Annotated in this window: 24 protein-coding genes; 21 read left to right on the plus strand and 3 right to left on the minus strand. The window is 64.9% G+C overall.

Features of this window, described 5'->3' with window-relative positions; genetic code table 11:
- Positions 1-202: 202 nt before the first annotated feature.
- The 10 genes from EZ242_RS22180 (at position 203) to EZ242_RS00050 (ending at position 10183) form a co-directional block, all read left to right on the plus strand.
- The gene (locus tag EZ242_RS22180) at positions 203-682 is read left to right on the plus strand and encodes a Na+/H+ antiporter subunit E (protein ID WP_205960563.1); all 480 of its coding nucleotides are present in this window, start codon (positions 203-205) and stop codon (positions 680-682) included.
- The gene (locus tag EZ242_RS00010) at positions 675-959 is read left to right on the plus strand and encodes an MrpF/PhaF family protein (protein WP_205960564.1); all 285 of its coding nucleotides are present in this window, start codon (positions 675-677) and stop codon (positions 957-959) included. The genes EZ242_RS22180 and EZ242_RS00010 overlap by 8 nt, the downstream gene beginning before the upstream one ends.
- Positions 956-1264, plus strand: a complete 309-nt coding sequence (locus EZ242_RS00015; RefSeq protein ID WP_205960565.1) for a cation:proton antiporter — start codon at positions 956-958, stop codon at positions 1262-1264. Before EZ242_RS00010 ends, EZ242_RS00015 begins: the two co-directional genes overlap by 4 nt.
- On the plus strand, positions 1261-2187 hold the full coding sequence (locus EZ242_RS00020; protein WP_135283074.1) for a hydrogenase subunit MbhD domain-containing protein: 927 nt from the start codon (positions 1261-1263) through the stop codon (positions 2185-2187). Before EZ242_RS00015 ends, EZ242_RS00020 begins: the two co-directional genes overlap by 4 nt.
- Entirely contained in the window at positions 2184-2477 is a 294-nt protein-coding gene (locus EZ242_RS00025) for an NADH-quinone oxidoreductase subunit K (RefSeq protein WP_135283075.1), read from the plus strand. Before EZ242_RS00020 ends, EZ242_RS00025 begins: the two co-directional genes overlap by 4 nt.
- Positions 2474-3961: a complex I subunit 5 family protein gene (locus EZ242_RS00030; protein ID WP_135283076.1), complete on the plus strand. Its 1488-nt coding sequence runs from the start codon at positions 2474-2476 to the stop codon at positions 3959-3961. Before EZ242_RS00025 ends, EZ242_RS00030 begins: the two co-directional genes overlap by 4 nt.
- Positions 3961-5424: a complex I subunit 5 family protein gene (locus EZ242_RS00035; RefSeq protein WP_135283929.1), complete on the plus strand. Its 1464-nt coding sequence runs from the start codon at positions 3961-3963 to the stop codon at positions 5422-5424. The genes EZ242_RS00030 and EZ242_RS00035 overlap by 1 nt, the downstream gene beginning before the upstream one ends.
- Entirely contained in the window at positions 5421-7085 is a 1665-nt protein-coding gene (locus tag EZ242_RS00040) for a complex I subunit 5 family protein (RefSeq protein WP_135283077.1), read from the plus strand. Before EZ242_RS00035 ends, EZ242_RS00040 begins: the two co-directional genes overlap by 4 nt.
- Positions 7086-7205: 120 nt before the next feature.
- A complete protein-coding gene (gene fumC / locus EZ242_RS00045) occupies positions 7206-8606 on the plus strand; it encodes a class II fumarate hydratase (RefSeq protein WP_135283078.1) in 1401 nt (466 codons plus the stop codon).
- A gap of 194 nt (positions 8607-8800) precedes the next feature.
- A complete protein-coding gene (locus EZ242_RS00050) occupies positions 8801-10183 on the plus strand; it encodes an ATP-binding protein (protein ID WP_167784578.1) in 1383 nt (460 codons plus the stop codon).
- Positions 10184-10193: 10 nt separating this feature from the next.
- Here EZ242_RS00050 and EZ242_RS00055 read toward each other — a convergent pair whose 3' ends face one another.
- Entirely contained in the window at positions 10194-10802 is a 609-nt protein-coding gene (locus EZ242_RS00055) for a YqhA family protein (protein WP_135283080.1), read from the minus strand.
- Positions 10803-10931: 129 nt separating this feature from the next.
- Here EZ242_RS00055 and acs point away from each other — a divergent pair, with 129 nt between their 5' ends.
- Positions 10932-12917, plus strand: a complete 1986-nt coding sequence (acs, locus tag EZ242_RS00060; RefSeq protein ID WP_135283081.1) for an acetate--CoA ligase — start codon at positions 10932-10934, stop codon at positions 12915-12917.
- A 21-nt stretch (positions 12918-12938) separates the two neighbouring features.
- Here acs and EZ242_RS00065 read toward each other — a convergent pair whose 3' ends face one another.
- Positions 12939-14267 (minus strand): hypothetical protein, encoded by a 1329-nt coding sequence (locus EZ242_RS00065; RefSeq protein WP_135283082.1) that lies wholly within the window; start codon positions 14265-14267, stop codon positions 12939-12941.
- A 348-nt stretch (positions 14268-14615) separates the two neighbouring features.
- The gene (locus EZ242_RS00070) at positions 14616-14993 is read right to left on the minus strand and encodes a VanZ family protein (protein WP_167784579.1); all 378 of its coding nucleotides are present in this window, start codon (positions 14991-14993) and stop codon (positions 14616-14618) included.
- A gap of 266 nt (positions 14994-15259) precedes the next feature.
- On the opposite strand from EZ242_RS00070, the gene EZ242_RS00075 reads away from it, so the two are divergent.
- From EZ242_RS00075 to EZ242_RS00115, 10 genes are all read left to right on the plus strand, one after another.
- Entirely contained in the window at positions 15260-16093 is an 834-nt protein-coding gene (locus tag EZ242_RS00075) for a sugar transferase (RefSeq protein ID WP_240786929.1), read from the plus strand.
- 143 nt (positions 16094-16236) lie between these two features.
- Positions 16237-17679, plus strand: coding sequence for a mannose-1-phosphate guanylyltransferase/mannose-6-phosphate isomerase (locus EZ242_RS00080; RefSeq protein ID WP_135283084.1), 1443 nt, complete (start codon positions 16237-16239; stop codon positions 17677-17679).
- An 18-nt stretch (positions 17680-17697) separates the two neighbouring features.
- On the plus strand, positions 17698-18870 hold the full coding sequence (locus EZ242_RS00085; RefSeq protein ID WP_135283085.1) for a nucleotide sugar dehydrogenase: 1173 nt from the start codon (positions 17698-17700) through the stop codon (positions 18868-18870).
- A gap of 78 nt (positions 18871-18948) precedes the next feature.
- The gene (locus EZ242_RS00090) at positions 18949-20100 is read left to right on the plus strand and encodes a glycosyltransferase (RefSeq protein ID WP_135283086.1); all 1152 of its coding nucleotides are present in this window, start codon (positions 18949-18951) and stop codon (positions 20098-20100) included.
- A gap of 9 nt (positions 20101-20109) precedes the next feature.
- On the plus strand, positions 20110-20799 hold the full coding sequence (locus EZ242_RS00095) for a class I SAM-dependent methyltransferase (RefSeq protein WP_135283087.1): 690 nt from the start codon (positions 20110-20112) through the stop codon (positions 20797-20799).
- A gap of 17 nt (positions 20800-20816) precedes the next feature.
- Complete coding sequence (locus tag EZ242_RS00100) at positions 20817-22283, plus strand: lipopolysaccharide biosynthesis protein (protein ID WP_135283088.1); 1467 nt, start codon at positions 20817-20819, stop codon at positions 22281-22283.
- Positions 22280-23146: a glycosyltransferase family 2 protein gene (locus tag EZ242_RS22600; protein WP_135283089.1), complete on the plus strand. Its 867-nt coding sequence runs from the start codon at positions 22280-22282 to the stop codon at positions 23144-23146. Before EZ242_RS00100 ends, EZ242_RS22600 begins: the two co-directional genes overlap by 4 nt.
- A complete protein-coding gene (locus EZ242_RS00110) occupies positions 23143-24360 on the plus strand; it encodes a glycosyltransferase family 4 protein (RefSeq protein WP_135283090.1) in 1218 nt (405 codons plus the stop codon). Before EZ242_RS22600 ends, EZ242_RS00110 begins: the two co-directional genes overlap by 4 nt.
- Positions 24361-24423: 63 nt before the next feature.
- Positions 24424-25614 (plus strand): O-antigen ligase family protein, encoded by a 1191-nt coding sequence (locus EZ242_RS21855; RefSeq protein ID WP_167784580.1) that lies wholly within the window; start codon positions 24424-24426, stop codon positions 25612-25614.
- Positions 25611-26447, plus strand: a complete 837-nt coding sequence (locus EZ242_RS00115; protein ID WP_167784581.1) for a glycosyltransferase — start codon at positions 25611-25613, stop codon at positions 26445-26447. Before EZ242_RS21855 ends, EZ242_RS00115 begins: the two co-directional genes overlap by 4 nt.
- Positions 26448-26472: the final 25 nt, after the last annotated feature.

Genomic DNA, 26472 nt, shown 5'->3' on the forward strand with positions numbered 1-26472 from the left:
TCGCCTTTCTTTGCCTACTTTCTTTGGCGAAGCAAAGAAAGTAGGTCGGCCGCCGGGCCGAGACCCGGCACGCCACGGGAGCAAGCCCACAGTGCAAAGAAGCCCGTGCCAAATCAGAGAAGTCCCCCGCCGCACTGACGGCCGAGGCTCACACACACCCCGCCCCCTTCCTGCTAGGGTGCCTGATCCGATGCGACCAGGCATGTCCCTCCTCAAGCGCTTCCTCCTCATGCTCGCCCTGTGGCTCGTGCTCACCCAGGCCGAGCCCGGTGCCTGGTTCATGGGCCTGCTCGCGGCCGCGCTCGCGGCGGGGCTCAGCATGCGCATCCTGCCGCCCGCGCCTTCGGCCGTGAGCGCGCGCCGGGCCGTCCGCCTGGCGGGGCACTTCCTCTCCGGCTCGCTGCGCGGCGGCATCGACGTGGCGCGCCGGGCCTTCGACCCCCGCATGCCGCTGCGCCCCGGCTGGATCCGCCATGGCCTGGACCTTCCCCCCGGGCCCGGCCGCAAGCTGCTGGGCGACCTCCTCACGCTGATGCCCGGCAGCATGGCCGCCGGCGATGACGGCCGGTCGCTGCTGGTGCATTGCCTGGACACCCGCCAGCCGGTGGGCAGCGACATCCGCGCGCTGGAGCGCCTGCTGCGGCAGACGCTGGGCCACGAGGGCGAGGCGCGCCGTGAATGAGCTGCTGTACGGCGCTGCCGGACTGCTCCTGCTGACCGTGGCGGCCAGCCTGGTGCGGGTGCTGCGCGGGCCCACGCGGGCCGATCGCATGATGGGCGCGCAGCTGAGCGCGACCGCGGGCGTGGCCGTGCTCATGCTGCTCGCGCAGGCACAGGCCCTGCCGGCCGTGCTGGACGTCGCGCTGGTGCTGGCCCTGCTGGCCGCCCTGGCCACGGTGGCCTTCGTGAAGGCCGCCAGCCGCGACGGCGCCGGCGACCCGGAGGAAGAAGCGCCATGAGGATGCTGATCGACGGTCTGAGCCTCGTGCTGCTCGCCGCCGGACTGCTGTTCTTCCTGGCCGGCACCGTGGGCCTGCTGCGTTTTCCCGACGTGCACAGCCGCCTGCATGCGCTGACCAAGGCGGACAACCTCGGGCTGGGCTTCATCGCCCTGGCCATGGCGCTGCAGTCGGAAAGTGCCTGGCAGGCGCTCAAGCTGATGCTGGTGTGGCTGCTGGCGCTGCTGGCCGCGGCCACGGCCGCGCAGCTGGTGGCCCGGTCGGCCCTGGTGAGCCCCCAGGCGGTTCGCGAGGAGGAGCCGTGAGCCTGGCCTTCGACGCGCTGCTGTGCCTGCTGCTGCTGGCGGTCGCCCTGGGCGCGGTGCTGGCGCGCGAGACCTATGCGGTGGTGATGCTCTTCATGGTGCTGGGGCTCTTCGCCGCCGTGGCCTGGGTGCGGCTGGGGGCGGTGGACGTGGCGCTCGCCGAGGCGGCCATCGGCGCGGGCCTGACGGGGGTGCTGCTGGTGCGCGCGGCCGCGCGCCTGCCCACCACGCCCGATCGCACGCCGTGGCGCGTGGCGGCGCCGCGCCGCGCGCTGGGGGCCGTGCTCGCGCTGGGCGTTTTCGGCGCGCTGGCCGCTTTCGTGCTTGACCCGCCGGCCACGAGTGGCCTGGCCGGGCCCGTCCGGGCGCAGCTCGGCGCCACCGGCGTGAGCCATCCGGTCACGGCGGTGCTGCTGGACTTCCGCGGCTACGACACGCTGCTGGAGACGGTGGTGCTGCTCATGGCGCTGGTGGGTGCCTGGTCACTCTGCGCCGACCGTGACTGGGGCCAGCGGCCGGGGCACGAGGAGCATGCCCGCGCGCAGGGCCTGCTGGTGTCCTTCGCGCGGGTGCTGCCGCCGCTGGCGCTGCTGGTGGCGCTGCATCTGTTCTGGGCCGGGGCCACCGGTCCGGGCGGCGCGTTCCAGGCCGGCACCGTGCTGGCGGCCGTGGCGCTGCTGGTGGCGCTGGCGGGGCAGGGCGCGCCGGCGGGCGTGACCGACTGGCGCCTGCGCCTGGCCGCTGTCTTCGGCCCGGCGCTGTTCCTGCTCTTCGCCGCCGGCGCCCTGCCGTCCGGCGGTTTCCTCGACTTCCCGCAGCCGCTGGCCAAGGCGGCGGTGCTGGTGATCGAGGCCGGACTCACCGCCTCGATCGCGGCCACGCTGGCGCTGCTGGTGCTGGGCGCCCCCGCGAGGCGGGCGTGACGTCGGCCGTGCTGTTCGGCCTGTGCGGCGCGGCCCTGGTCGCCATCGGCCTGTACGGCCTGGTGGCGCACGAGCTGCTGCTGCGCCGCGTGCTCGGCTTCAACCTGCTGGGAAGCGGCATCTTCCTGGTCTTCGGCAGCGTGGCGGCGCGCATGCCCGAGACCGACCCCGTTCCGCTGGCGATGGTGATCACCGGCATCGTCGTCGCGCTCGCCGCCACCGCTTTGGCGCTGGCGCTCGCCGCGCGGCTGGAGCGCCTTGCGCCTGCGCAAGGCGAGGAGGAGCATTGAGCGAGTGGCTGGCCGCGGCGGCCTCGCCGCAGGTGCCCTGGTCGGCCATGGCCGTGGCCCTGCCGCTGGCCGCCGCGCTGGCGGCGAGCGTGTCGCTGCGGCTGGCGCAGGCGCTGGTGCTGCCGGTCTCGCTGCTGGCCATCGCGGTGGGGCTGGGGGCCGTGCTGCAGGCCGCATCGCACGACGCCACCGTCCTGGCGGTCGGCGGATGGCGGCCGCCCCTGGGCATCGCGCTGCGCAACGACGGCCTCGCGGCGGCCTTCACCCTGGTCGGCGCGCTCGTGGCCGCGGCCGCCCTGGGCTTCGCGCGCGGACCGATGCGCGAGGGCCCGCAGCGCCGCGCCTGGGCCTTCTGGCCGCTGTGCTTCGGCCTGGTCGCCGCGCTGAATGCCGCCTTCTTCGCGGCCGACCTGTTCAACCTCTATGTCGCCCTGGAGCTGCTCACGATCTGCGGCGTCTCCCTGGTGGCGCTGGAAGGCACGCGGGCCGCGCTCGAGTCGGCCCTGCGCTACCTGCTGTTCGCGCTGCTCGGCTCGCTGTCCTTCCTGCTCGGGGTGGTGATGCTGTATGCGGGCTTCGGTAGCCTGGACCTGGGGGAGCTGCGACGCCTGGGCGCCACGCAGCCGCCCGCCCCGGCGGCCATCGCGCTGGTGGCCGCGGGGCTCATGGCCAAGTCGGCCCTGTTCCCCCTGCACGGCTGGCTCGCCCCCGCGCATGCGGCGGCACCCGCGCCCGCCAGCGCGCTGCTGTCCGCGCTGGTGGTGAAGGCGCCGGTGCTCGTGCTGCTGCGCCTGGGCTTCGAGGTGTTCCCGGCGCTGACGGGCCCGGCCCTGGGCCAACTGCTCGGGGCGCTGGGCGCGCTGGCCATCGTGCTGGGATCGTTGCTGGCCTGGCGCCAGCAGCGGCTGAAGCTCGTGGTCGCGTACTCCACGGTGGCCCAGCTGGGCTACCTGCTGCTGCTGTTCCCCCTGGCCACGGGCGCGGCCCGCGCCGAGGACTGGGCCGCCACGGCCTGGGTGGGGGTGGCGCTGCACGCGCTGGCGCATGCCCTGGCCAAGGCGGCGCTGTTCCTCTCGGCCGGGGCGATGGCCGAGGCCGTGGGCAACGACCGCATCGATTCGCTGGCGGGCCTGGGCAGCGCCATGCCGCTGGCGGCCTTCGCCTTCGCGTTGGCCGCGGTCTCGCTCATGGGGCTGCCGCCCTCGGCCGGGTTCCTGGCCAAGTACCTCTTGCTGGTGGCCGCGCTCGCGAGCGGGCAATGGTGGTGGGCGGCGGTCATGCTGGTGGGCGGGCTGCTGGCCGCGGGCTACCTGTTCCGGCCCATGGCCCGCCTGCTGGCCGATGCGCAGCCCGTGCTGCAGAGGGACGTCTCGCGTGCGCGCCAGACACTCGCCCTGGCGCTCGCCCTGGCGGCCGTGCTGCTGGGCCTGGGCTCGGCCTGGCCCTACCGCATGCTGGCGGCCCCGCTGGAGATGGCCCCGTGATGCAGGCCGTCCTGCCCATCGCCACGCTGGCGCTGTCGCTGCTGGCCGCGCTGGTGATCTTTGCCTTGCCGGAGGAGGCGCGCCGCACGCGCAGCGCCTTCAACCTGGGCGCCGCCGTCGCCAAGCTGGGCCTGGTGCTGGCCATGCTGTCCGGCGTGCGCGACGGCGTCGCCTACGAGGCCCGGCTCGAACTGGTGCCCGGGCTGGACCTGCTGCTGCGGGTGGACGCGCTCTCGCTGCTCTTCGTGACGCTGTCGGCCTTCCTGTGGCTGGTGACCACGGTCTATGCCATCGCCTACCTCGGCGACGGCCCGAAGCAGTCCCGCTTCTTCGGTTTCTTCAGCCTCTGCGTGACCGCCACCACGGGCGTGGCGCTCTCGGGCACGCTGGTGACCTTCTTCATCTTCTACGAGATCCTCACGCTGGCGACCTGGCCGCTGGTGGTGCACAAGGGCGATGCGGCCTCGTTCGCGGCGGGTCGGCGGTACCTGGCCTACACCCTCTTCGGCAGCGCGCTGCTGCTGGCCGGCATCGTGTGGCTGGAAGGCCAGACCGGGCCGATCGAGTTCGTGCGCCAGGGCAGCCTGTCGCAGGGCGACGCCAACTCGCTGCGCTGGATCTTCGCCCTGATGGTCGCCGGCCTGGGCGTGAAGGCGGCGCTGGTGCCGCTGCATGGGTGGCTGCCCTCGGCGATGGTCGCGCCCGCGCCGGTGAGCGCGCTGCTGCACGCGGTGGCCGTGGTCAAGGCCGGCGCCTTCGGCATCGTGCGGCTGGTGTACGACGTGTACGGCATCGAGCTGGTCCACCACCTCGGCCTGGGGCTGCCGCTGACCCTCGTGGCCAGCGCGACGATCCTGTGGGGGTCGCTGCGGGCGCTGCAGCAGGTGGACATCAAGCGGCGCCTGGCCTATTCCACCGTGAGCCAGGTCTCCTACATCGTGCTGGGGACCGCGCTGTTCGGGCCGGCGGCGACCGTGGGCGGCCTGGTGCATCTGGTGCACCAGGGCCTGATGAAGATCACGCTCTTCTTCTGCGCCGGCGCCCTGGCCGAGCGCGCCGGCATCACCCGCATCGACCAGCTGGACGGCGCCGGTCGGCGCATGCCCGGCACGATGCTGGCCTTCAGCGCGGCGGCCGTGGGCATGATCGGCCTGCCGCCGGTGGCGGGCTTCGTGAGCAAGTGGTACCTGGGCGTGGGCGCGCTGCAGTCCGACCGGCCGTGGGTGCTGCTGGTGCTGGGCGCCAGCGCGCTGCTGAACGCCGCGTACTTCCTGCCCATGCTGCACCGCGCCTGGCTCCGGCCGGCACCCCCGGGCGCGCGGCGGGAGCCGCCCGCGCCGGGGCTGGTGTTGCCGGCCGTGGTGACGGCGGTGGTCAGCGTGGCGGCCGGCGCGCTGGCCGGCTATGCCTACAGTCCCCTGGGCTGGGCGACGCTGATCGTGGACAGGAGCTACCGGCCGTGAACCTGGCCTCGCTGCTCGTCGTGCTCGCGCTGGCGGTGCCGCTGGTGCTGGCGGCCTTGTCGGGCGCCGTGCGGGAGCCGCTTCGCCTGCTGCCCTGGGCGGCGCTGCCGGGGCTGGCGTGCGCGCTCGCGGCGCCCTGGGGAACGCGCGTGGACGCGCCGGAACTCCTGCTCGGGACGGTGCTGCAACTGGACGGCACGGGCGCGGTGTTCCTCGGCCTCTGCGCGGTGCTCTGGACGGCCGCCGGTTTCTACGCACCGGCGTACCTGCGCGGCACGCCGCATCCGCGGTCCTTCTGCATCGCCTGGAACCTCACGCTGGCCGGCAGCCTGGGCACCTGCCTGGCCGCGGACGCGGCGAGCTTCTATCTCGCCTTTGCCCTGGTCTCGCTGCCCGCCTACGGACTGGTCATGCATGAACGCAGCGACGCCGCCTGGCGCGCCGGGCGCGTCTACATCGCGCTCGCGCTCTTCGCAGAGATCGCGCTGCTGCTCGGGCTCATGCTGGGGGTGCAGGCTGCGGGCAGCCTGGAGATCGCGAGGGTGCGCGAGGCGCTGCCGGCGGCGGCGCACGGCGAGCTGGCGGTGCTGGCGCTGGCGACCGGGCTCGGGGTCAAGTGCGGCCTCTTTCCGCTGCACGGGTGGTTGCCGCTCGCGCATGCCGCGGCGCCGGTGCCGGCGTCCGCGGTGCTGAGCGGCGCGATCGTGAAGGCCGGCATCCTCGGCCTGCTGCGCTTCCTTCCGGGCGAAGGCGGCATGGCGGCTTTCGCCGAGTGGCTGCAGGTGCTGGGTGTCGGCACGGCCTGGATGGCCGTGGCGCTCGGCGTCTGCCAGCGCGAGCCCAAGCCCGTGCTGGCGTACTCCACGATGAGCCAGATGGGCCTGCTGGTGGCCATCCTCGCCGGGGGCGCCTCGCAGGCCGGCATCGGCGGCGCCACGGCGGTGGCGGTGCTTGTTTTCGCCGTCCACCACGGGCTGGCCAAGGGCGCACTGTTCCTGGCCGTGGGCGTGTTGTCGGGGCCGGGCCGCCGCGGCGTGCTCGTTGCGTGCGCGGTGCTGGGCCTGGCCCTGGCCGGCCTGCCGCTCACCGGCGGCATGCTCGCCAAGCTCGCGGCCAAGGAGCCGCTGGGCAGTGGTCTCGTCGCGCAGGCCGCCGCGCTGGTGGGGGCGGGGACGCTGCTGCTGATGCTGCGCTTCCTCCACCTGGCCGCGCGGCAGGCGCCTGGCAAGGCCCATGCGGGGCCGCGCCAGACGCTCGCCTTCGGCGCGCTCGCCGCCGCGGCCCTGCTGGCACCGTGGTGGCTGGCGGCGCGGACCGACGCGACGCTGCTGCCGAAGGTCCTGGAGGCTGGCAACGCGTGGACGGCGACCTGGCCGCTGCTGCTCGCCCTGGCGCTGGCCTGGGCCGCGCTTCGCGTCGGCCGCGTGCCGCGCGTTCCCTCGGGCGATATCGCCTGCATCGCGGATGCCGCGTGGCTGCGATGGCGCAGCCGGCCGACGCGAGCGCCAGCCCCGAGCCGCTGGGACCTTCAGGCCTGGCGGGCCGCCGGCGCCGGCGCCTCGCGCCGCGCCCTCGATGCGGCGGAAAAACTTTCGTACTGGCGTGTCGCCGCCGTGGCGCTGGCGCTCGTCGCACTCGGGATCGGGCTGCTGCTACCTTAGTCTGCGTCGCGTTTTGGGCGGCGCTCTGGTAGGGTAGCCCTCGTATCGCGGAACCCTGCACGGCATCGAACCGCTCTGAATTCGAGAGCGACGCTGGATGCGTCGCACGGAACGAGGCCCATGAGCACGCGCATCGAACACGACACCTTCGGCCCGGTCGAAGTCCCGGCCGAACGCCTCTGGGGCGCGCAGACGCAGCGCTCGCTGCAGAACTTCGACATCTCCGGCGAGCGCCAGCCGCGCGAGATCATCCGAGCGCTGGTGCAGGTCAAGCGCGCCTGCGCAGTGGTCAACCGCGCGCTGGGGCTGCTGCCGCCGGACAAGGCGGCGGCCATCGTGGCGGCGGCCGACGAGGTGCTGTCCGGCCGGCATGCGGACGAATTCCCCCTGGTGGTCTGGCAAACAGGCTCGGGCACCCAGACCAACATGAACGTCAACGAGGTGCTCGCCAACCGCGCGAGCGAACTGCTCGGCGGCCCGCGCGGCGAGGGCCGCCTCGTGCACCCCAACGACGAGGTCAATCGCAGCCAGTCGTCCAACGACGTGTACCCCACGGCCATGCACATCGCGGCGGTGGTGGGCCTGCGCGAGCGGCTGCTGCCGTCGATCGAGCGCCTGCACGAGACGCTGGCGGCCAAGTCGCGCGAGTTCGCGGACATCGTGAAGATCGGCCGCACCCACCTGCAGGACGCCACGCCGCTCACGCTGGGCCAGGAGTTCTCCGGCTATGCCGCGCAGCTCGCGCAGAACCGGCGCCACGTCGAGGCGGCCTTGCCGCACCTGTGCGAGCTGGCGCTGGGCGGCACCGCGGTGGGCACGGGCCTGAACGCGCCGCGCGGCTTCGATGTGCAGGTGGCCGCCGAGCTGGCCCGGCTCACCGGGCAGCCCCTGGTGAGCGCCGGCAACAAGTTCGAGGTGATGGCCGCGGCCGACGCGCTGGTGCATGCGCACGGCGCGCTCAAGACCCTGGCCGCCAGCCTGATGAAGATCGCCAACGACGTGCGCTGGCTGGCGAGCGGTCCGCGCAGCGGCATCGGCGAGCTGCGCATTCCGGAGAACGAACCGGGCTCGTCCATCATGCCGGGCAAGGTCAACCCGACGCAGAGCGAGGCGCTGACCATGCTGTGCGCCCAGGTCTTCGGCAACGACGTGGCCATCAACGTCGGCGGGGCCTCGGGCAACTTCGAGCTCAACGTCTTCCGGCCGCTGATCGCGCACAACTTCCAGCAGAGCGTGCGCCTGCTGGCCGACGGCATGGACAGCTTCGATGCGCATTGCGCACGGGGCATCGAGCCGGACCGCGCGCGCATCGCCGAGCTGGTGGACCGCTCGCTCATGCTGGTGACGGCGCTCAATCCCCACATCGGCTACGACAAGGCCGCCCAGATCGCCAAGAAGGCGCACCGCGAGGGCACGACCCTGCGCGAGGCGGCGATCGCACTGGGGCATGTGAGCGCGCAGGACTTCGACCGGTGGGTGCGGCCCGAGCAGATGACGGGCGAGCACCCAGGCCAGGACTGACGACGGAAATAAATACAAAGAATTAGAGTGACCGTCGATTTGGTTGATTTGGTATCGAATAGTTTCCCAACTGAAGTGGAGCGTGCTAATCTGCCTCGCACCAATTGTTGAGTTGGAATGGCCCACGAGAGTGGCGGCAGTAACCGAGTGCACGGATGGACGAGCGTCGATCTGGAGCAGAGGAGAAATCGATCATGGAGCACGTGAGCAGCGGGCTGTCCAGGGTTCGGGCCTCTTCGGGCGCGCGCGCCGCCCTGGGACGGACCTGGCAGAAGATCGTCAGCCGTTTCGGGGCGGTGTTCCTCTTCCACTTCGTCGTGATCGTCGCTGTGCTGTCGCTCACCACGGCTTTGTTCGGGATTGCCTTCGAGCACTTCGTGCAGCGCCCGCGGGTGCGCATGGCCGCCGAGGTCTACGCCGCGAATTTCGAGGCGCTGGTCACCGCGGTCCAGTCCAACCCCGTGCCCGAGCGCCTGGCCCTGCTGAGAAAGCTGGGGCAAATGAGCAATGACCTGGTGGCCGAGGACGACCCGACTGCCTGGCCCCTGGTCGAGCCGAACCAGTTGCTGGTGCAGGATTTCCTCTTCAGCCTGCGCGAGCGCCTCCCCCGCTACGACGTCGCGTTCACGCCGGGTCCGCGGCCGCTGCTGTGGTTGAGCGTGCCGGTGGACGTCGGCCGCACGGCCTGGGTTCGCATGGATCTGGGGCCATTCGTCTCGGTTCGCGCCGCCCACCTGACGATCGTCGTGTTCCTGGCGGTGCTCACCGCCTCGGCCGGTACCGCCTACCTGATCACCAGCCTGCGCCGCCGCCTGTCGTGGGTCGCGGAGGCCCTTGACCGCATGGACCCGCGCAGCGGCCGCCTGGACACCGTGCCGCCCGTGAGTCCGGGCAGCGACCCGCTCGAACTCGCCAGCCATCTGCGCGGCATGGCCTCGCGCGTGGCTGAGGTGCAGGCAGAACGCACGCTGCTGATGGTGGGCGTGGCAAGGGACCTGGAGGAGTTGGTGCAGAACTTTCGCAGGGCGCAGCCTGCGACGACACTCTCACCCGAGGCGGCGCGCTACGCGGACGACATGCAGCGCGTGGTCAGGCGCTTCAGCGAGTTCGCCCAGTCGCCTGCGGGCGAGGAGGTGCAGCAACTGGACCTCGACCCACTGCTGTCCGAGCTTGCCCTGCAGCTGGCACGCCCCGACATCCCCGTGCGCATGCAGCTCGGCGGCCTGCCGTACACGGACCTGCGCCCCTCGGCGGCGCGGCAGATCTTCGGCAACCTGCTGGACAACGCGGTGCGCTACGGCGGGGAGGCCGTGGAGGTGAGCAGCAGTGTCGAGCACGGCTGGGTCGTGGTGCGCATCCTGGACCGCGGCCCGGGCCTGACCGAGCAGGAACTGGTCCTGGTGGGCCGGCCCTTCTATCGCACCGAGCGTGCCCGCTCGCGCGCCGCGGGCAGCGGCCTGGGCATCGCCATCGCGCGCCAGCAGGCCGAGGCGCATGGCGGCGTGGTGCGCCTGTCGCCGCGGCCCGGTGGCGGCCTGCAGGTGGAGGTGTGGCTGCGCCCCGCGCGGCTGGCCTGAGCGGCGCCCCTCAGTGCCGCTGGGTCGCCGGCCCGGCCATGATGCGATCGGTGTAGGCGATCGCCATGGCCGACAGCAGGAAGGCGATGTGGATCGCCGTCTGCGCGATCAGCACCCGGTCGGAATAGTTGTCGGCGTTGATGAAGGTCTTGAGCAGGTGGATGGAGCTGATGCCGATGATCGCGGTGGCCAGCTTGACCTTCAGCACCGAGGCGTTCACGTGGCTGAGCCACTCGGGCTGGTCGGGGTGTCCGTGCAGGTTCATGCGGCTCACGAAGGTCTCGTAGCCGCCCACGATCACCATGATCAGCAGGTTGGAGATCATCACCACGTCGATCAGCGCCAGCACCACCAGCATGATCACCGTCTCGTTCAGCGAGGTGACCGGCGCGGTGCTCTTGTAGCCGATGCTGGTCACCAGTTTCTGCAGGGCGACCTCGCTGCCGAAGGCGGCCTCCAGCAGGTGGACGAGTTCCACCCAGAAGTGAAAGACATACACCGCCTGGGCGGCGATCAGCCCCAGGTACAGGGGCAGTTGCAGCCAGCGGCTGGCGAAGATCAGGTTGGGAAGCGGGCGCAGGGGAGATTTCCTGCCTTGGAGCGGATTCGGGTCGGCCATCGGATCAGGTGCTGGGAGGACCGGCGATTCTAGAGGCGGGGCCCGGGGCGGCTGGCTAAACTCGCGTCAGGGCGATGTAAGAGGCTCCCCGGAGAGTCCCGCCCCGGTCCTACCACTTCGGAGACAAGCATGAGCGCCATCGAGTCCGTCCTGGTCGAAAACCGCGTGTTCCCGCCGCCGGAATCGGCAGTGCAGGGGGCGCGCATCGCCGGCATGCAGGCCTACGAGGCCCTGTGCCGGGAGGCGGAAGACGACTTCGAGGGCTTCTGGGCGCGCCTGGCGCGCGAGAACGTCGAATGGACGCGGCCCTTCACCCGCACCCTGGACGAGAGCCGCGCACCGTTCTACCGCTGGTTCGACGACGGCCAGCTCAATGCCAGCGCCAACTGCCTGGACAAGCACCTGGGCACCCCGGTGGAGAACAAGACCGCCATCGTCTTCGAGTCCGACGACGGCCAGGTCACCACCGTCACCTACCGCGAACTCCTCACCCGCGTGGCGCGGTTCGCGAATGCCCTGAAGGCGCAGGGCATCGGCCGCGGCGACCGCGTGATCATCTACATGCCCATGACCATCGAGGGCGTGGTCGCCATGCAGGCCTGCGCCCGCATCGGCGCGACGCACAGCGTGGTCTTCGGCGGCTTCTCGGCCAAGGCGCTGAACGAGCGCATCATCGACGCTGGCGCGGTGGCCGTGGTCACCGCCAACTTCCAGATGCGCGGCGGCAAGGAGCTGCCGCTGAAGGCCATCGTGGACGAGGCCATCGGCATGGGCGGCTGCGACACGCTGCGCAGCGTGCTGGTGTACCGGCGCACGGGCACGGCCTGCAACATGGTGGACGGGCGCGACAAGACCTTCGACGAGGCGCTGCAGGGCCAGGCCGACGAGTGCCCGCCGCAAGCGGTGGATGCCGAGCACCCGCTCTTCATCCTCTACACCTCCGGCTCCACCGGCAAGCCCAAGGGCGTGCAGCATTCCACCGCCGGCTACCTGCTGTGGGCCCACCTCACCATGAAGTGGACCTTCGACATCCGGCCCGAGGACGTGTTCTGGTGCACGGCCGACATCGGCTGGATCACTGGCCACACCTACGTCGCCTACGGCCCGCTGGCCGCCGGGGCCACGCAGGTCATCTTTGAGGGCGTGCCCACCTTCCCGCACGCGGGCCGCTTCTGGCAGATGATCGAGCGGCACAAGGTCAGCATCTTCTACACCGCGCCCACGGCCATCCGCTCCCTCATCAAGGCCGCCGAGAGCGACGAAGCCGTCCATCCCAGGCGCTGGGACCTCTCCTCGCTGCGCATCCTGGGCAGCGTGGGCGAGCCGATCAACCCCGAAGCCTGGATGTGGTACCACCGGAACGTGGGCGGCGAGCGCTGCCCCATCGTGGACACCTTCTGGCAGACCGAGACCGGCGGCCACATGATCACGCCGCTGCCGGGCGCCACGCCGCTGGTGCCGGGCTCGTGCACCTTGCCGCTGCCGGGCATCATGGCCGCCATCGTGGACGAGACCGGCAAGGACCTGCCGAACGGCGCGGGCGGCATGCTGGTGGTCAAGCGGCCCTGGCCCTCGATGATCCGCACCATCTGGGGCGACCCGGAGCGTTTCAAGAAAAGCTACTTCCCCGAGGAGATGGGCGGACGCACCTACCTGGCCGGCGACGGCGCGGTGCGCAGCGCCGACCGGGGCTACTTCCGCATCACCGGCCGCATCGACGACGTGCTGAACGTCTCGGGCCACCGCCTGGGGACCATGGAGATCGAATCGGCCCTGGTGGCCAAGACCGACCTGGTGGCCGAAGCCGCGGTGGTCGGCCGCCCCGACGACCTCACGGGCGAGGCGGTGTGCGCCTTCGTGGTGCTCAAGCGTCCGCGCCCCACGGGCGAGGAAGCCCGCCAGATCGCCAACGAGTTGCGCAATTGGGTGGCCAAGGAGATCGGACCCATCGCCAAGCCGAAGGACATACGCTTCGGCGACAACCTGCCGAAGACGCGCAGCGGGAAGATCATGCGGAGGTTGCTGCGGAGCATTGCCAAGGGGGAGGCGATCACGCAGGACACGAGTACCTTGGAGAACCCTGCCATCCTGGATCAATTGGCACAAGCGAATTGATCCAGGCCAGCCGGCATTCGGTCAGCGCCCCAGCGCGTGTACCGTGCTGCCGCCGTTGCCTACCCCTTCGTACACCAGCACCACGTGCCCGTCCGGCCCGCCTGCGATGGCGTAGTCTTTGCCCGAGATTCCATGTTGCGGCCCCACGCTGCTCCACCAGCTCGTCAGCCTGTCCGCCAGAACCTCGGAGGCGCCTTGCATCCTGGCATCAGCATCGAACTCCTGAAGACCGATGCTCGCGCTGGTGCCGCGGTTCCATCCCCGTTCGTTCTGCCAGGCGATGGCGAAAGCGTGGTCCTGCAGCGTTATCGCGTTTAGCTTGTAGACGAACGGAGCCGTCGGCAAGACAACGGCCGGTGTGACCTCGCGCCCGTTCATGCCCAAGGTCTGCACCAGGATGCTTGGCTGCAACGAGTAATCCCCGCGGTGCCACGCGAGCGCGAATGTCGCATGGGAGACGCCGGTGGCTGCAATCTCCGGGATGGCGGTGCTTCCCCGTGAAGCGGCCACCTCTGTCTCCGGGCCGACGGGTTCGGCATGGCGATTGATGCGGCGCGTGTACACGGACGACACCGGAACGGCGTCGGCGGTGGTGTTCACCCAGGCAGCGACCAGAGTCCCATTGGGGAGGGGGACCAGCTCGATCCGGGACTGCTCGCCGGGTGTCTCGCTCACCGCGACGTTGCCACCGCTCGGCACAGCGTCTGCCGCATACCGCTGAACGTAAGCCCGGCCCAGGCCGGCGCGCCCGGGCTTGCCGGTCCATCCCACGTCGAAGCCGCCTTCCGCGGTCGGCTGCACAGTCAGGTCGAGCACTCCGGGATGTACCGGACTTTCGCTCACCAGGATCCGCTCGCCCACCGGATCACCGGATGCCGTGAAGCGCTGCGCGTGGACCGCCTGCCGGACACCGGCCGGCGTGGTCGCGTGAAGATCCTGTGCCCATGCGAGTAAGAACCCGCCACTCGAAAGCGCAGTCACCGTGAGCCGCTGCGGGCCGGGTGCGTCTGTCATGCCGAGCTGGAGGACTGCACCGGTGAGGGCGCCGCGCGTGTCCAGGCGCTGCCCGAACATGTCGCCCTGCACGGCCCATACGACAAGCGAGCTGCCGTCGGCAAACCGCGCAACATCCGGCCCGTGGGCATCGCCCGCCGTGGTCGTCACCTCGACGTCGAAGGGCTGGAAGGCAGGGGAGGCCGGGGCGTCTGGATGCGTGCCCCGCGACGGGCGCTTGGTTGCAAGCGCAGGATCGTTGGCATGCGCCAGCGCAAGTTCATTCGGCGCGCCACCCCCGCACGCGGACAAGACCGCCGCCGAAATGCATGCTGCCGCCCACTTCAACCTGGCCATGTGCTCTCCCTTGCTGGGTGAATGATCTTGAAAATAGATCGGAACCCGGTCGCGCACCTTAAGGGGAGTTCTGGTCAGGCTGCAAGCACAGCAGGCCAAATGAAATCAGCGCCGCGCAGGCGATGCCGCGAACGAGAGAGCGCGGCTACACGGCGTGCGACAGCACCAGCAACGGTGCTCCGAGCACCGCCAGGCTCGCCTCCTCGCGCGTGACTCGCACGCGGCGGTCCCGCGTCGATGAAGGAGGGGCTTTCCGGCGGGAGGCTAGTGGGCGAAGCTAACTGCAAGTCCTCTGCGCCGCATGACGGTCAACGCACAAGCGGAGGAGCTCCCTGCCAGCTCCGCGGCCTATGTCTGCACCGTCTGGCGCGTGCTTGGAGTTCCAGACAGGCGGGTCCGCACGAGGGCATACATCCGGCCGGCCAGTGCGCCCGCCAGATCGATTCCGACATCGCGTAGCGTGGGGTGCCGCCCGGGAACCCAGGTTTGCATCAGCTCGGTACCGATCGCCAGGGCCACTGCCAGGGCCAGCACACGCCCGGTAGCACGCCAGTGCGGCCCCGGTGCGGACATGCTGCCTAGCAAAGCGAACAGCACGAAATGCGCCACTGCGGGCCAGGGCAGCTGGGGGCCAAGGAGGCTATGTGCCTGGTCCTTGATTTCGCCTGGCATCAGAGTGCCAAGCACGATGGCAAAGAGGAGGGCAGGAAAGAGGCGTGAAGGCATTGTGGGAGTCTTGCGGAGGATGGCCACGGTCATCAGCGCTAACTGAAGAGTAGCGTACGAACGGGTCGGGCGCCGGCCGCCGGCGAGTGAGCACCCCAGCACGAGAGAGCTTTCTATGGCCCCCATGTGTCGGCTCGACAACGCATGGAGTGGTTCCGACACACGCGTGGAGTTTTGTTCTGTTTTTTGTACGTATCACCCGGTCCGGAAGAGAATCTTTTAGTGGCAATAAATGCCGGGCCCCGGGTAGGTATATGGTTAATACGTTGTTTATCTGGAAACTCAATACCGATGTTTTTATTACTGGACAGCTCAGCAATGTCTGTGGAAACATCACGGGGTCGTGCATCAGTACGGCGAGGGCTGACGGGGCACAGGGAGTTTTCCGCAGGATGTACAGAGATAAGAGCGATCCGCTGCCTTTTGCAGCAAGCGTCATCACGCCAGCAGAAGTGGTCCACACCCGGCCCGGGCGCGAACTGCGGCCCCGCCACCGCGCGGTCAAGCGCGCGTTCGATATCGCAGGTGCCCTCGTCTTCTTCACGCTTTTCATGCCGGTTTACCTGGCTGTTGCGACCGGGGTGGCCTTCACCTCGCGCGGGCCGGTTTTCTATACGCAGCGCCGCGTGGGCCTGCACGGGCGCAGCTTCCGCTTCTACAAGTTTCGGTCGATGCGGGCCGACGCCGATCGCGCCCTCGTGCGCTATCTGGACACGCACCCAGAAGCCAGCGAGCAATGGCACAAGTTCCAGAAGCTCGATGACGATCCGCGCATCACCCGCTTTGGTGCCTTCATCCGCCGCACCAGCCTGGACGAGCTGCCGCAGTTCTGGAACGTGCTGGTCGGCGACATGAGCCTGGTGGGGCCGCGCCCTTGCATGCAAAGCCAGCGTCAGCTTTATGGCCCGTACTGGCCGGACTACTGCGCGCTCAAGCCGGGACTCACCGGACTGTGGCAGGTGAGCGGGCGCAATCGTCTGAGCTTCAGCGAGCGTGTGGCCCTGGACACCCGTTACGCCCGCGAATGGTCGATCTGGATGGACCTGCGCATCCTGGTCAAGACGCTGCGTGTGGTGGCGACGGGTGATGGGTCGAAGTAGTCGCCACCCACGATGTCGATGCACAACGATCCACGCCAATTCCTGCGGCGCGCACCACATGCTGAGCTAGCATCACCGTCGATCCGCTGAGCAGCCGCAACGCCCCCTTCTCGCCCCGCGCTTTCGTCGCTCCAAGTACTGTAATGATCCAGCCCGTCATCCTGTGCGGCGGCTCCGGCACCCGTTTGTGGCCGCTGTCCCGCAAAGCCTTTCCCAAGCAGTTCGTCCCGTTGATTGGCGGCAAGAGTTTGCTGGCCTTGACGTTGGAGCGCGTGGCCGCCTTGTGCAAGGGCCCAGGCCACCCTGGCGTGTTGTGCGTGGGCGCGGAAGACCATCGCTTTCTGGTGAATGAATCTCTCGAAGCAGCCGGCGTGCAAGGCACCGCCTTGCTGGAGCCGGTGGCCCGCAACACGGCCGCTGCGATGGCGCTTGCGGCCTTGCAAGCCGCCGGTCCCGAGCAACTGCTGCTGTTCTGCCCCGCTGACCACCACATTCCCGACGAAGCGGCCTTCTGCGAGATGGTGCGCAACGCCGCGCGCGCGGCCAGGCAGCCCGGCACCATCGTCACCTTCGGCGTGCTGCCCACCTTCCCGAGTACGGGCTACGGCTACATCGAATGCGGCGAGCCCCAGGGCGATACCAGCCACCGGGTGCGCCGCTTCATCGAAAAACCCAACCGGGAGTTCGCGCAAGAACTGATCCTGGGTGGCAAGGTGCTGTGGAACGCGGGCATCTTTTTATGCAGCGCCGGCACCCTGCTGGAGGCCTTGGCCCAGCACGCTCCCGACATCCTCACGCGCTGCCAGGAGGCGATGAGCGGGCGCACGCACGACGGCATCTTCCTGCGCCCGGCCGAGGCGCCTTTGCAAGCCTGTCGCAGCGAGAGCATCGATTACGCCGTCATGGAGCGGCACGACAACGTGCGCGTGTATCCGTTCCGGTCGGCCTGGAGCGATGTGGGCAGCTGGAACGCCGTGGCCGACATGACCGAGCCCGACGAGCAGGGCAACCGCATCGAGGGGCAGGGCGTGGCCGTCGATTCGCGCAATGTGTACATCCACGCCCCGCACCGCCGCGTGGTGGCCCTGGGCATGGAAGACGTGGTGATCGTCGACACCCCGGACGCCGTGCTGGTGACGCGCCGCGCCAGCGCCGAACAGGTGAAGGCCGTGGTGGCCGCGCTGGAAGCCAGCCAAAGCCCCGAAGCCGTGAGCCACCGAAAGGTGCAGCGCCCCTGGGGCAGCTACGACAGCATCGAAGCCGGCCCGCGCTTCCAGGTCAAGCGCATCGTGGTCAAGGCGAGCGCATCGCTCAGTCTGCAAAAGCACTACCACCGGGCGGAGCACTGGATTGTCGTCAAGGGCACGGCCGAAGTCACCCGCGGCAAGGACACCTTCCTCATCACCGAGAACCAGTCCACTTACATCCCCCTGGGCGAAGTGCACCGGTTGCACAACCCGGGCAAGACCCCGCTGGAGATGATCGAGGTTCAGTCGGGGAGCTATCTCGGTGAAGACGATATCGTCCGGCTGGACGACAGCTACGGGCGAGTCGTGCCGATTGCCGGGGCCAAGCGGATAGGTTGAGCAGCCCAGGAAAACGCAATGAAGAAAATCGCCGTCGCCGGGACGGGTTATGTGGGGATGTCGCTAGCCGTGTTGCTGGCGCAGCGCCATCAGGTGGTGGCCTTTGATGTGAACCCGATTCGGGTCGAGGAAGTGAACCAGCGGCGCTCGCCCATCAAAGACGCTCTGATCGACAGTTACATGCAGACCCGATCGCTGAACCTGCGGGCCACCTTGGACGCAGCGCAGGCCTTCAAAGGCGCAGATTTCGTCGTGATCTGCACCCCCACGGACTACGACCCAAAAACGAATCGATTCGACACACAGTCTATCGAGGTGGTGGCGCGGCAGGCCATCGCGCTCAGCCCGCACTCCACACTGGTAATCAAGTCCACCGTGCCCGTGGGGTACACGGAGAAGCTGAAGACCGAACTGGGCCACGCCCACATCGTCTTCTCGCCGGAATTCCTGCGTGAAGGCATGGCGCTGCACGACAACTTGCATCCCTCGCGGATCGTCGTCGGCGAGCGGGCCGAGCGGGGAACCATTTTCGCCGGGCTGCTGCGCGAAGGCGCCCTAGACACGGAAGTGCCCGTGCTCCTCACCAACAATAGCGAAGCGGAAGCAATCAAGCTGTTCGCCAACACCTACCTGGCCCTGCGCGTCGCGTTCTTTAACGAGCTGGACACCTATGCCGCCGTGCATGGCTTGGACACCCGTCAAGTAATCGATGGCGTAGGCCTTGATGCGCGGATCGGCCGGCACTACAACAACCCGTCTTTCGGGTACGGCGGCTACTGCCTGCCTAAGGACACGCGACAACTCCTTGGCAGCTGCGAGGACGTGCCGCAGGACCTAATTCGCGCGGTAGTCGATGCCAACTGTACCCGCAAGGACTTTATTGTTCGGGAGGTGCTACGCCGGCAACCGAAGGTGGTCGGTATTCACCGCGTGATCATGAAAGCGGGCTCAGACAACTACCGCGCGTCCTCCGTAGTCGATGTGATGGAAAGACTCAAGTCCAAGGGCGTCGAGGTCATCGTTTACGAGCCTCTGATAACTGCGCCCGAGTTCATGCACTCGCTGGTGATGCGCTCGCTCGATGAATTTAAGCGTCGCTCAGACTTGATTCTTTCGAATCGCATGTCGCCTGATTTGCATGACGTCGCTGCACGGGTTTACACAAGAGATCTCTTTGGCGGCGACAGCTGAAATGCTGAGCGTCGGGAGTTAGGATGCACAGTTCTGGGGTGTGAATGTGGGTTTGCGGAACGCGCAGTCGAGCAGTTAATGAGAAAAGTCCTCGTGTTTCGAAGTGATCTTCTGCCGGTCACCGAGACGTTTATCTATCAGCAGTTTTTAGCGCTAAGACGCTGGCAGCCGGCATTGTTTGGTTATCGGCTTGTAGAGCCCGGCATCAATCTTCAAGGTATAAATCCGGCTCTCATTCGTGGTCCAATGGGTACTGATCCGAGTCGCTGGGGTGGGCTGCCTTTTCGCGCTCTGAATTTTATTGGCATCAGTTCTGGAATAAGAGCTGTACACCGCTTTGCACCAGATTTGGCGCATGTCCATTTTGGTGTGGACGCGGTTTCCGCATGGGGATGGTTGTCTCAGACGAAAATTCCGGTGGTGGTGACATTGCACGGGTACGACGTGACTATCCGGCCGGAGTGGTGGTGGGCCGGAAACGGCGGTAGATCCCGTCGGCACTACCCTAACCTTCTTGCCCGACTGGCCCGGCAGCCTAGGGTCCGATTTGTAGCCGTCTCGAATTCAATCCGGAGCAAAGCGATCGCAATGTACGGCTTGCCGTCCGAAAAGGTGAGTGTCTTGCACATAGGGGTTGATCGTGAAGTGTTTAAACCGGTTGGTTTGCCCGTACGAAGCAGAGGTGCGAAGGTCCTCTTTGTTGGAAGGTTGGTTGAGAAAAAGGGCGCTCTCAATCTGATCCGGGCGATGGCGGTCGTTCAGCATGCGCTCCCAAGCGCGCATCTAACTGTTGTTGGCGACGGTCCTCAGCGTGCTGAATGCGAGCAGCTAGCTAAGGTCCTTGCCGTGAATGTCTGCTTCAAAGGAGCATGCTCGCATGAAGAGGTTAGAGCAATAATGCAAGATGCAAGAGTCTTCTGCTTGCCCAGCATTACGGCTGAGAACGGGGATGCAGAGGGGTTGCCTATTTCGCTGCTCGAGGCGCAGGCATGCGGGCTTCCTGTAGTTGCGACGCAAGCAGGGCGCGAAGCGGTCCTTGATGGAGAGTCCGGATTCATCTGCCCGTCGAATGACATCGCTGCGATCGCTGGAAAATTAAAGCACATCTTGACGGTGGATGATTGTGCTGAAGCAATGAGTGCGAGCGCGATAATTCACGTAGCAAGAAGTTTTGATTTGGCTAATTGCACATCTGAACTCGAGCGACTCTACGACTGCGCGGCGAGTTAATCTGAACTGATGAATTCAATTGATAAGCTCTCGCACAATTGGCTGATGAAGCGAGCGTTGAATAGCGCTGTTGCGCGTCATTTGCATCTGTTGCAAGGGCGTGTTTATGATTTTGGTTGCGGAACAATGCCGTACGAGGCGGATATCCTGGAGCGGGCTGAGGAGTACGTCGGCGTTGACTGGTCAAACACCTTGCACGGAACTCGATGCGAACTGGTTGCAGACCTCAACTCTCCGCTTCCGATTCCTAGCGAATCTGCGGATGCGATTGTTTCGTTTGAGGTGCTTGAGCATTTATGTGAGCCGCTGAACATGCTGCGCGAAGCCAATCGGATACTACGTCCTGGCGGTGTAATATTAATAACCGTTCCTTTTCAGTGGTGGGTGCACGAGTCCCCCTGGGACTATTTCCGCTATACCCGGTTTGGTCTCGATTATCTCTTAAGAAAAGCGGGGTTTGAGGATGTGTGTGTTGAGGAGACAACCGGCTTTTGGGAGATGTGGGTGCTCAAGCTCAACTACCAGTCACTTCGATTGATCAAAGGGCCGCGTTTATTGCGGAAGTTGATTCGTGCCATATTGGTTCCTTTATGGTGGGTGAGTCAAACGACCGCTGGTATCGTCTCGTCGCGTTGGGCTTCGCCGAACGAAACGGCAGGCTATGTCGTCGTTGGTAGAAAGCCAGGGCAGGCAACGTGAAGCCAACCTGCGTCCGCATGGAAGATGTCGAAGCCACTGCCGTCAACAGAAATGTGCGCTGGCTATTCTGGAGCCAGGGAATTCGCGTCCTAGTTCAATTGGTCGGTCTCTCGGTTCTGTCCCGCTACTTGTCACCTGCTGAGTATGGTGCGATGGCTGCATTGATGGTCATACTTAACTTTGGCGCGCTGTTCCGGGATTTCGGCACCGGCTCTGCGCTGGTTCAGCGGAAACACGTCAGCGAGGAGGCTCTCGACTCAGTATTTCTGATGGTGATTTCCGCGGGTGGCGCATTGGCGATCGCCACAGCGGTCGCCGCGCCAGCCTTGGCTGCAGCGGTCGGCGTACATAGCGTGACCCCTTACATCTGTCTTTCAGCCCTAAATTTCATTATCAACAGCTGCACCGTTGTACCCCAAGCGCTGTTAGAACGTTCTAGTCGGTTTAGGACGCTTGCGCGCATAGAAGGCATCGCTGCATTGTCAGGCCTTATCACCGCAGTTGCGCTCGCATACGCCGGATTCGGTGTAGGTAGCCTAGTTGCACAACTCTTGGTCTCGAGCTTCGTAGTCGCAATGCAGCTGTCGGTGGCGGCCAACTGGCGACCTCGTATAAGGTTCAACAAAGCTGAAGCGGTGTCTCTTTGGTCTTTTAGCGGAAGTGTGGGGGCGTTCAACCTTGTGAATTATGTCTCCCGAAATGCGGATGCGGCAATCATAGGGAGGATGATCGGACCGATGGCGCTCGGTACGTATTCGCATGCATATAAGTTGATGGCTTTTCCAGTTCAGAACATAACGCAGGTCATCTCGCGCGCCACGTACCCGGTCCTGAGTCGATTCAATGGCAATTTGGGCGTATTTGCGGAGATCTACTTTGGGAATCTCAGGTTGATTGCGGGCGTAACCGCGCCGTTGATGGCGTGGTTGTGGTGCTTTAGAGAGGAAATAGTGGAGATCGCATTTGGTCCAGCATGGTCCAATGTGCCAGTAGCCCTTGCTTGGCTCGCGCCTGCCGGTTTTCTCCAGTCGCTTGTAAGTACACTGGGTGCTGTTTTTATGGCGAAAGAAAAAACCCTACTCTTGTTGCAGCTAGGGATGTTTAACGCTGGCTTAACCGTTTTATTTTCAGCTGTCGGCAGCGCTTGGGGTGGAGTTGAAGGCGTTGCAATCGCGTGCCTCTGTGCTAGCGTCTGCAATCTTGTGCCTTGTTTTGGTCTTGCACTCCGGTTGATGAATGAAACGCCGCTGCGCGTTTTGCAAACTGCCGGCGGGCCGGTATTGTGTGCTGCAGTTTCGGGAGTAGTGGTAGTGTACGCATTTGAGAGGTTTGATTTGTCCCCTGTAGTTCAGACCTTGGCTGCAACTGCTGCTTGGATTGCGACTTACGGTCTGCTCGCGTCAGTTTTCATGCCTGAGGTGCTTAGGGCAATAACTGATGTTCTTGGGGTCCGAAGAACCAAGATCGGGGTGACCGCAACATGAGTCCCGGCCCTCAATTTTCGTATTCAGTAGTTGTGCCTTACGGAAAGATCGGTGGAAACACCGCGCGGTGCTTGTTGAGCATACTTGAGCAAAGTTATCCACCAGAGGAGGTGGTCATTGTTTGCAACGGACCCGTTAAAGCTTCGGACGCTGAACAGGTTTTGCGGGCAGCACTCTCAAGTTCGTCGATCAAGTGCAGGCTTCTGGAGGCGCCAGATTCATGTAAAAACGCGAACGCCGCGCGTAACTTGGGTGCTAAATGCGTCTCTACGCCCTGGGTTGCATTCCTCGACAGTGATGACTGGTGGGATGTTGATTGGGCGCAAACTTGTGCGAGAGCGCTCAATAACGCTGATAAAGACGTAAGATTTGTCTACGGCTCGATTAATGTCCATCGAGCGGGTGGCTTGAAAGAGACCCTTACTGCAGACGATTGGCGGGTCTTTGCGACTCCAGAGAACTACCTTCTTGCATATCGTCCGGCCCAAACCAGTACATACATGGTGGCGTCGTCACTGCTGCACGCTGTACTCTGGCGCGAGGACTTAGGTCGACATCAAGACTACGATTTCTTCGTTAGGTGTATGAATTCGGGAGCGCTGAGTTGCTGCGTGAAAGAGCCACAGGTTAACGTTGAGTGGACTTATCCGCGGCGCCACAAGTATCACTACGACTGCTGGCGGGTCGTGAAGGACTGGGCGCCTCGAGTTGATCCTGAATTCTATCGGCGCCATTTGGCAAATTTAACCAAGAGCGCGTTGCTGTCGAAAGACTTGGAAGCTATCGGGCCGCTAGTGCGAGCTCTCTGCAGCGCATGGATACGCCAGATTGGTGCTCGTCAAGCTAGGCGTGCAAAACCATGAACATAGCCTTGGTGAATCACTTCGACTCGCAGGGCGGCGCTGCCCGAGCGGCATATCGTTTGCACCACGCCCTTCGCGATTGTGGAGTAAATTCCCGGATGTATGTTTGTAAGCAGACCATCGCTGATCCCTCAGTGCAAGGGCCAACTTCCTTCGCGGCGAAGCTTTACTTGAGGCTTGGCGCAGCCCTGATGGACCGTTTGCTGAATTCTCGTTCGGACGGCGGTTATCGCTCTCTTGCCATACTGCCTGGTTCGTTTGGTGCAGCGGTGAAGCGGGACGATATTGACATTGTTCATCTGCATTGGATTAACGCTGAGATGATGTCGATCTCTGAAGTAGGAGCCATTAAAAAGCCGACGGTCTGGACGTTGCATGACATGTGGGCATTTTGCGGATATGAGCACTACGCGCTAAGTGACAGGTGGACCCGCGGTTACAAGTACTCTTGGCGCGTTCCCATGAACTGGACCGAAAACATCGACGCCTGGACGTGGCGGCGTAAAAAAAGTAGCTGGAAGCGGCCTATCAATATCGTGTGTCCTAGCCAGTGGCTGGCCACCTGCGTTAGGGGTAGTGCGCTGATGAAGGACTGGCCGGTGACAGTTATCCCGAACGCAATCGACACAGAGACATGGGCTCCAGTAGATCGGCTTGTGGCTCGGGAGGTTTTAGGCCTCCGCCAAGACGTGCCTCTAGTCATGTTTGGTGCGTGGGGCGGTTCACGCGATCCTCGTAAAGGGTTTGATTTACTTCAGGAGGCGCTTTGCGGCTTGGAACGAATCTGTCCAGATGCTGAACTGGTGGTGCTCGGGCAATCAGCGCCCGAGCGCAGCAAGGGTGGAATGGCAGTTCACTATATTGGGCATTTGCACGACGACATTAGCCTGCGCCTGCTGTATTCAGCGGTGGACGTCGTAGTGATCCCGTCAAGGTCCGAAAACCTGCCAAATGCTGGGCTCGAGGCACATTCGTGCGGAACGCCGGTGGTGGCATTTGCAACGGGCGGATTGCCGGATGTAGTCGATCACCTAGTTACGGGCTACTTAGCTCACCCATTCGACGCAGAAGAGCTTGGCCATGGAATCCAGTGGGTTTTGGAGCACCCAGATAGACGTCAGTTGCGCGACGCCGCCCGGCTCCGAGCGGTGTCCCTGTGGAGCAATCAAGCGGTCGGTAAGCGGTATGTCGATCTTTATCAATCAATCCTGTGACTCGATAGCCGGATTGGAATCCGTTAGCGGTGGTCAATGCGGGCAAATCGAAGGACCGCCCTAATGAGTAATTATCAATGCGAATCGCATTTTTCTGGCCACGCGTTCGCGCGGGCATATGTGATGGTCGCTGGACTTATCGTAGTCAGTGGCAGTCCTGCACTGAACAACGATGTTGCTATCAAGTACTCCCTGCCTGTCTTTTTAGCTCTTGCGGCGGCAATGTACGGGCGAGCGGCGGTACGTTCCAAACATTTTGTTCAGGTCCTCTTGCTGCTGAGCTCCGCCTTCGCGATCGTTATCTTTGCTCAGATCGTTGAGTACGGACGGGCATTCCCTTGGATGGCTTCTCTGCTGCTGAAGGTGCTGGCAGGTGGCTTGGTCATCGCTACGCTACGTGGGGCATTCGTCAACGTCTATCTGACCGTCATGTTCCATGCATCAGTGCTTAGCTTGGTGATGTATAGCCTACAGTTAGCGGTGGGGGCGGACAGCTTTCCAGCCTTTGTCGAAACGTTCGCACCTGCCGGAAATCATCGGTCAATCGGTCTCCACACAGTGGTCACTACGGATCCATTTCGAAACGCCGGTCTCTTCTGGGAGCCCGGCGCCTTCCAGGGCTTCCTCAACTTGGGGTTCGCTCTTGTGCCGCTAAAGGTAATCGCCTCCCAAGGGCGGTCAAAGTTGGTGCTGATGTTAATCGCATTGCTCACAACATTTAGCACGGCCGGATACATTATATTCTTCGTGGTGATTGCCGTGCGGATGGCGTTGGCTAATCGCCGTGGAGTTCCTGTGCGGATGGCTTTGCTCGCTGGATTCGGTGTAGCAGTCTCCGTGATCTATTCGCAACTGGATTTTCTGGGGCCGAAGATAAGAGAGGAGCTGTCTTACTCGGCTATCAATGCTGGAGACTTCAATCCTAGCCGTTCTGGCGCTTTCCTCTTTGATATTCATTACATAGATAAGCGGCCGCTGACCGGCAACGGCTTTGCGCCTGAGACACGCTACGCTGATCATCCATGGCTCATCGGAGTGCATCTTGGGCACGGAAACGGGTTCAGTGGGTTTTTGGCCTCGATGGGGCTTGTTGGGCTCTTCGGTTATTTTGGTGTCCTCTGGTCCCGGGCCAGAGTGTGTTTGCAGGATCGAATCGTACTGGTCATGTTCTTGCTTTTGGCATTGCAGAGCCAGCATTTCTTGCTGTTGCCGCTATTTTTAGGCCTTCCGTTCTTGAGTCGGAAAGTCCGATGAGATTTTTGATTGTTACTCCCGTATTCAATGGACGGGCGCTGATCGAGCGCACTATCCGGTCAGTTGCGTTGCAGTGCGCTGATCCGCGTTTGCAGGTAATGTATATCGTCCGGGATGGAGGCTCTACCGATGGAACGCCAGAATTCGTTGCATTGCTCGCTGGTGAGCTATCCTATCCAAATCTGGTGATTCGGGTTTATTCCGAGCCGGACTCTGGAATGTACGATGCGCTCAGTAAGGGATTTTCGGATGCCGAGGTCGGCAATGCCGACGTACTTGCGTATGTCAATGCCGGTGATTACTACGCGCCGCGCGCCTTTTCCAACGTTTCGATGGCACTTCGTTCTGGCCATGATTGGGTAACGGGTCTCAACGTAAAGTACAACGACAGTGGCGACATCATCAGCGCAAGACTGCCTGGGCCGTACCCCCGTAGGTTGATTGACTGTGGTCAGTTTGGGCTGCTGCTCCCGTGCGTCCAGCAGGAAAGCACGTTTTGGTCCCGCCGGGCGCATTCAACAATCGACTTGCATCGACTCAAAGGAATGCACCTTGCCGGCGATTATTACCTTTGGCGCTGCATTTCGGCGCAATATAGACTTCGTGTGATTAGCTTGTGGCTCGGTGGATTTACTATTCACGAGGGGCAGCTGTCGGCGGTGCATCGTCTTGAATATTTGTCGGAGCTTAGGGGGGCCGCTGACACTGCGTCTTGGCTCGACAAGCTGTATGCCGTTCTTGTTGGGTGCGTCTGGCTTCTTCCCGATTCTGTGAGGATACGCCTGTTCGCTCAGTCTATCCTGACGCACAAGGAACTAGGGGGTGAAACTTGAGCACGCGTGTGTCGGTACTAGGCGT

This window comes from Ramlibacter rhizophilus (assembly GCF_004681965.1).
GTDB lineage: Bacteria > Pseudomonadota > Gammaproteobacteria > Burkholderiales > Burkholderiaceae_C > Ramlibacter > Ramlibacter rhizophilus.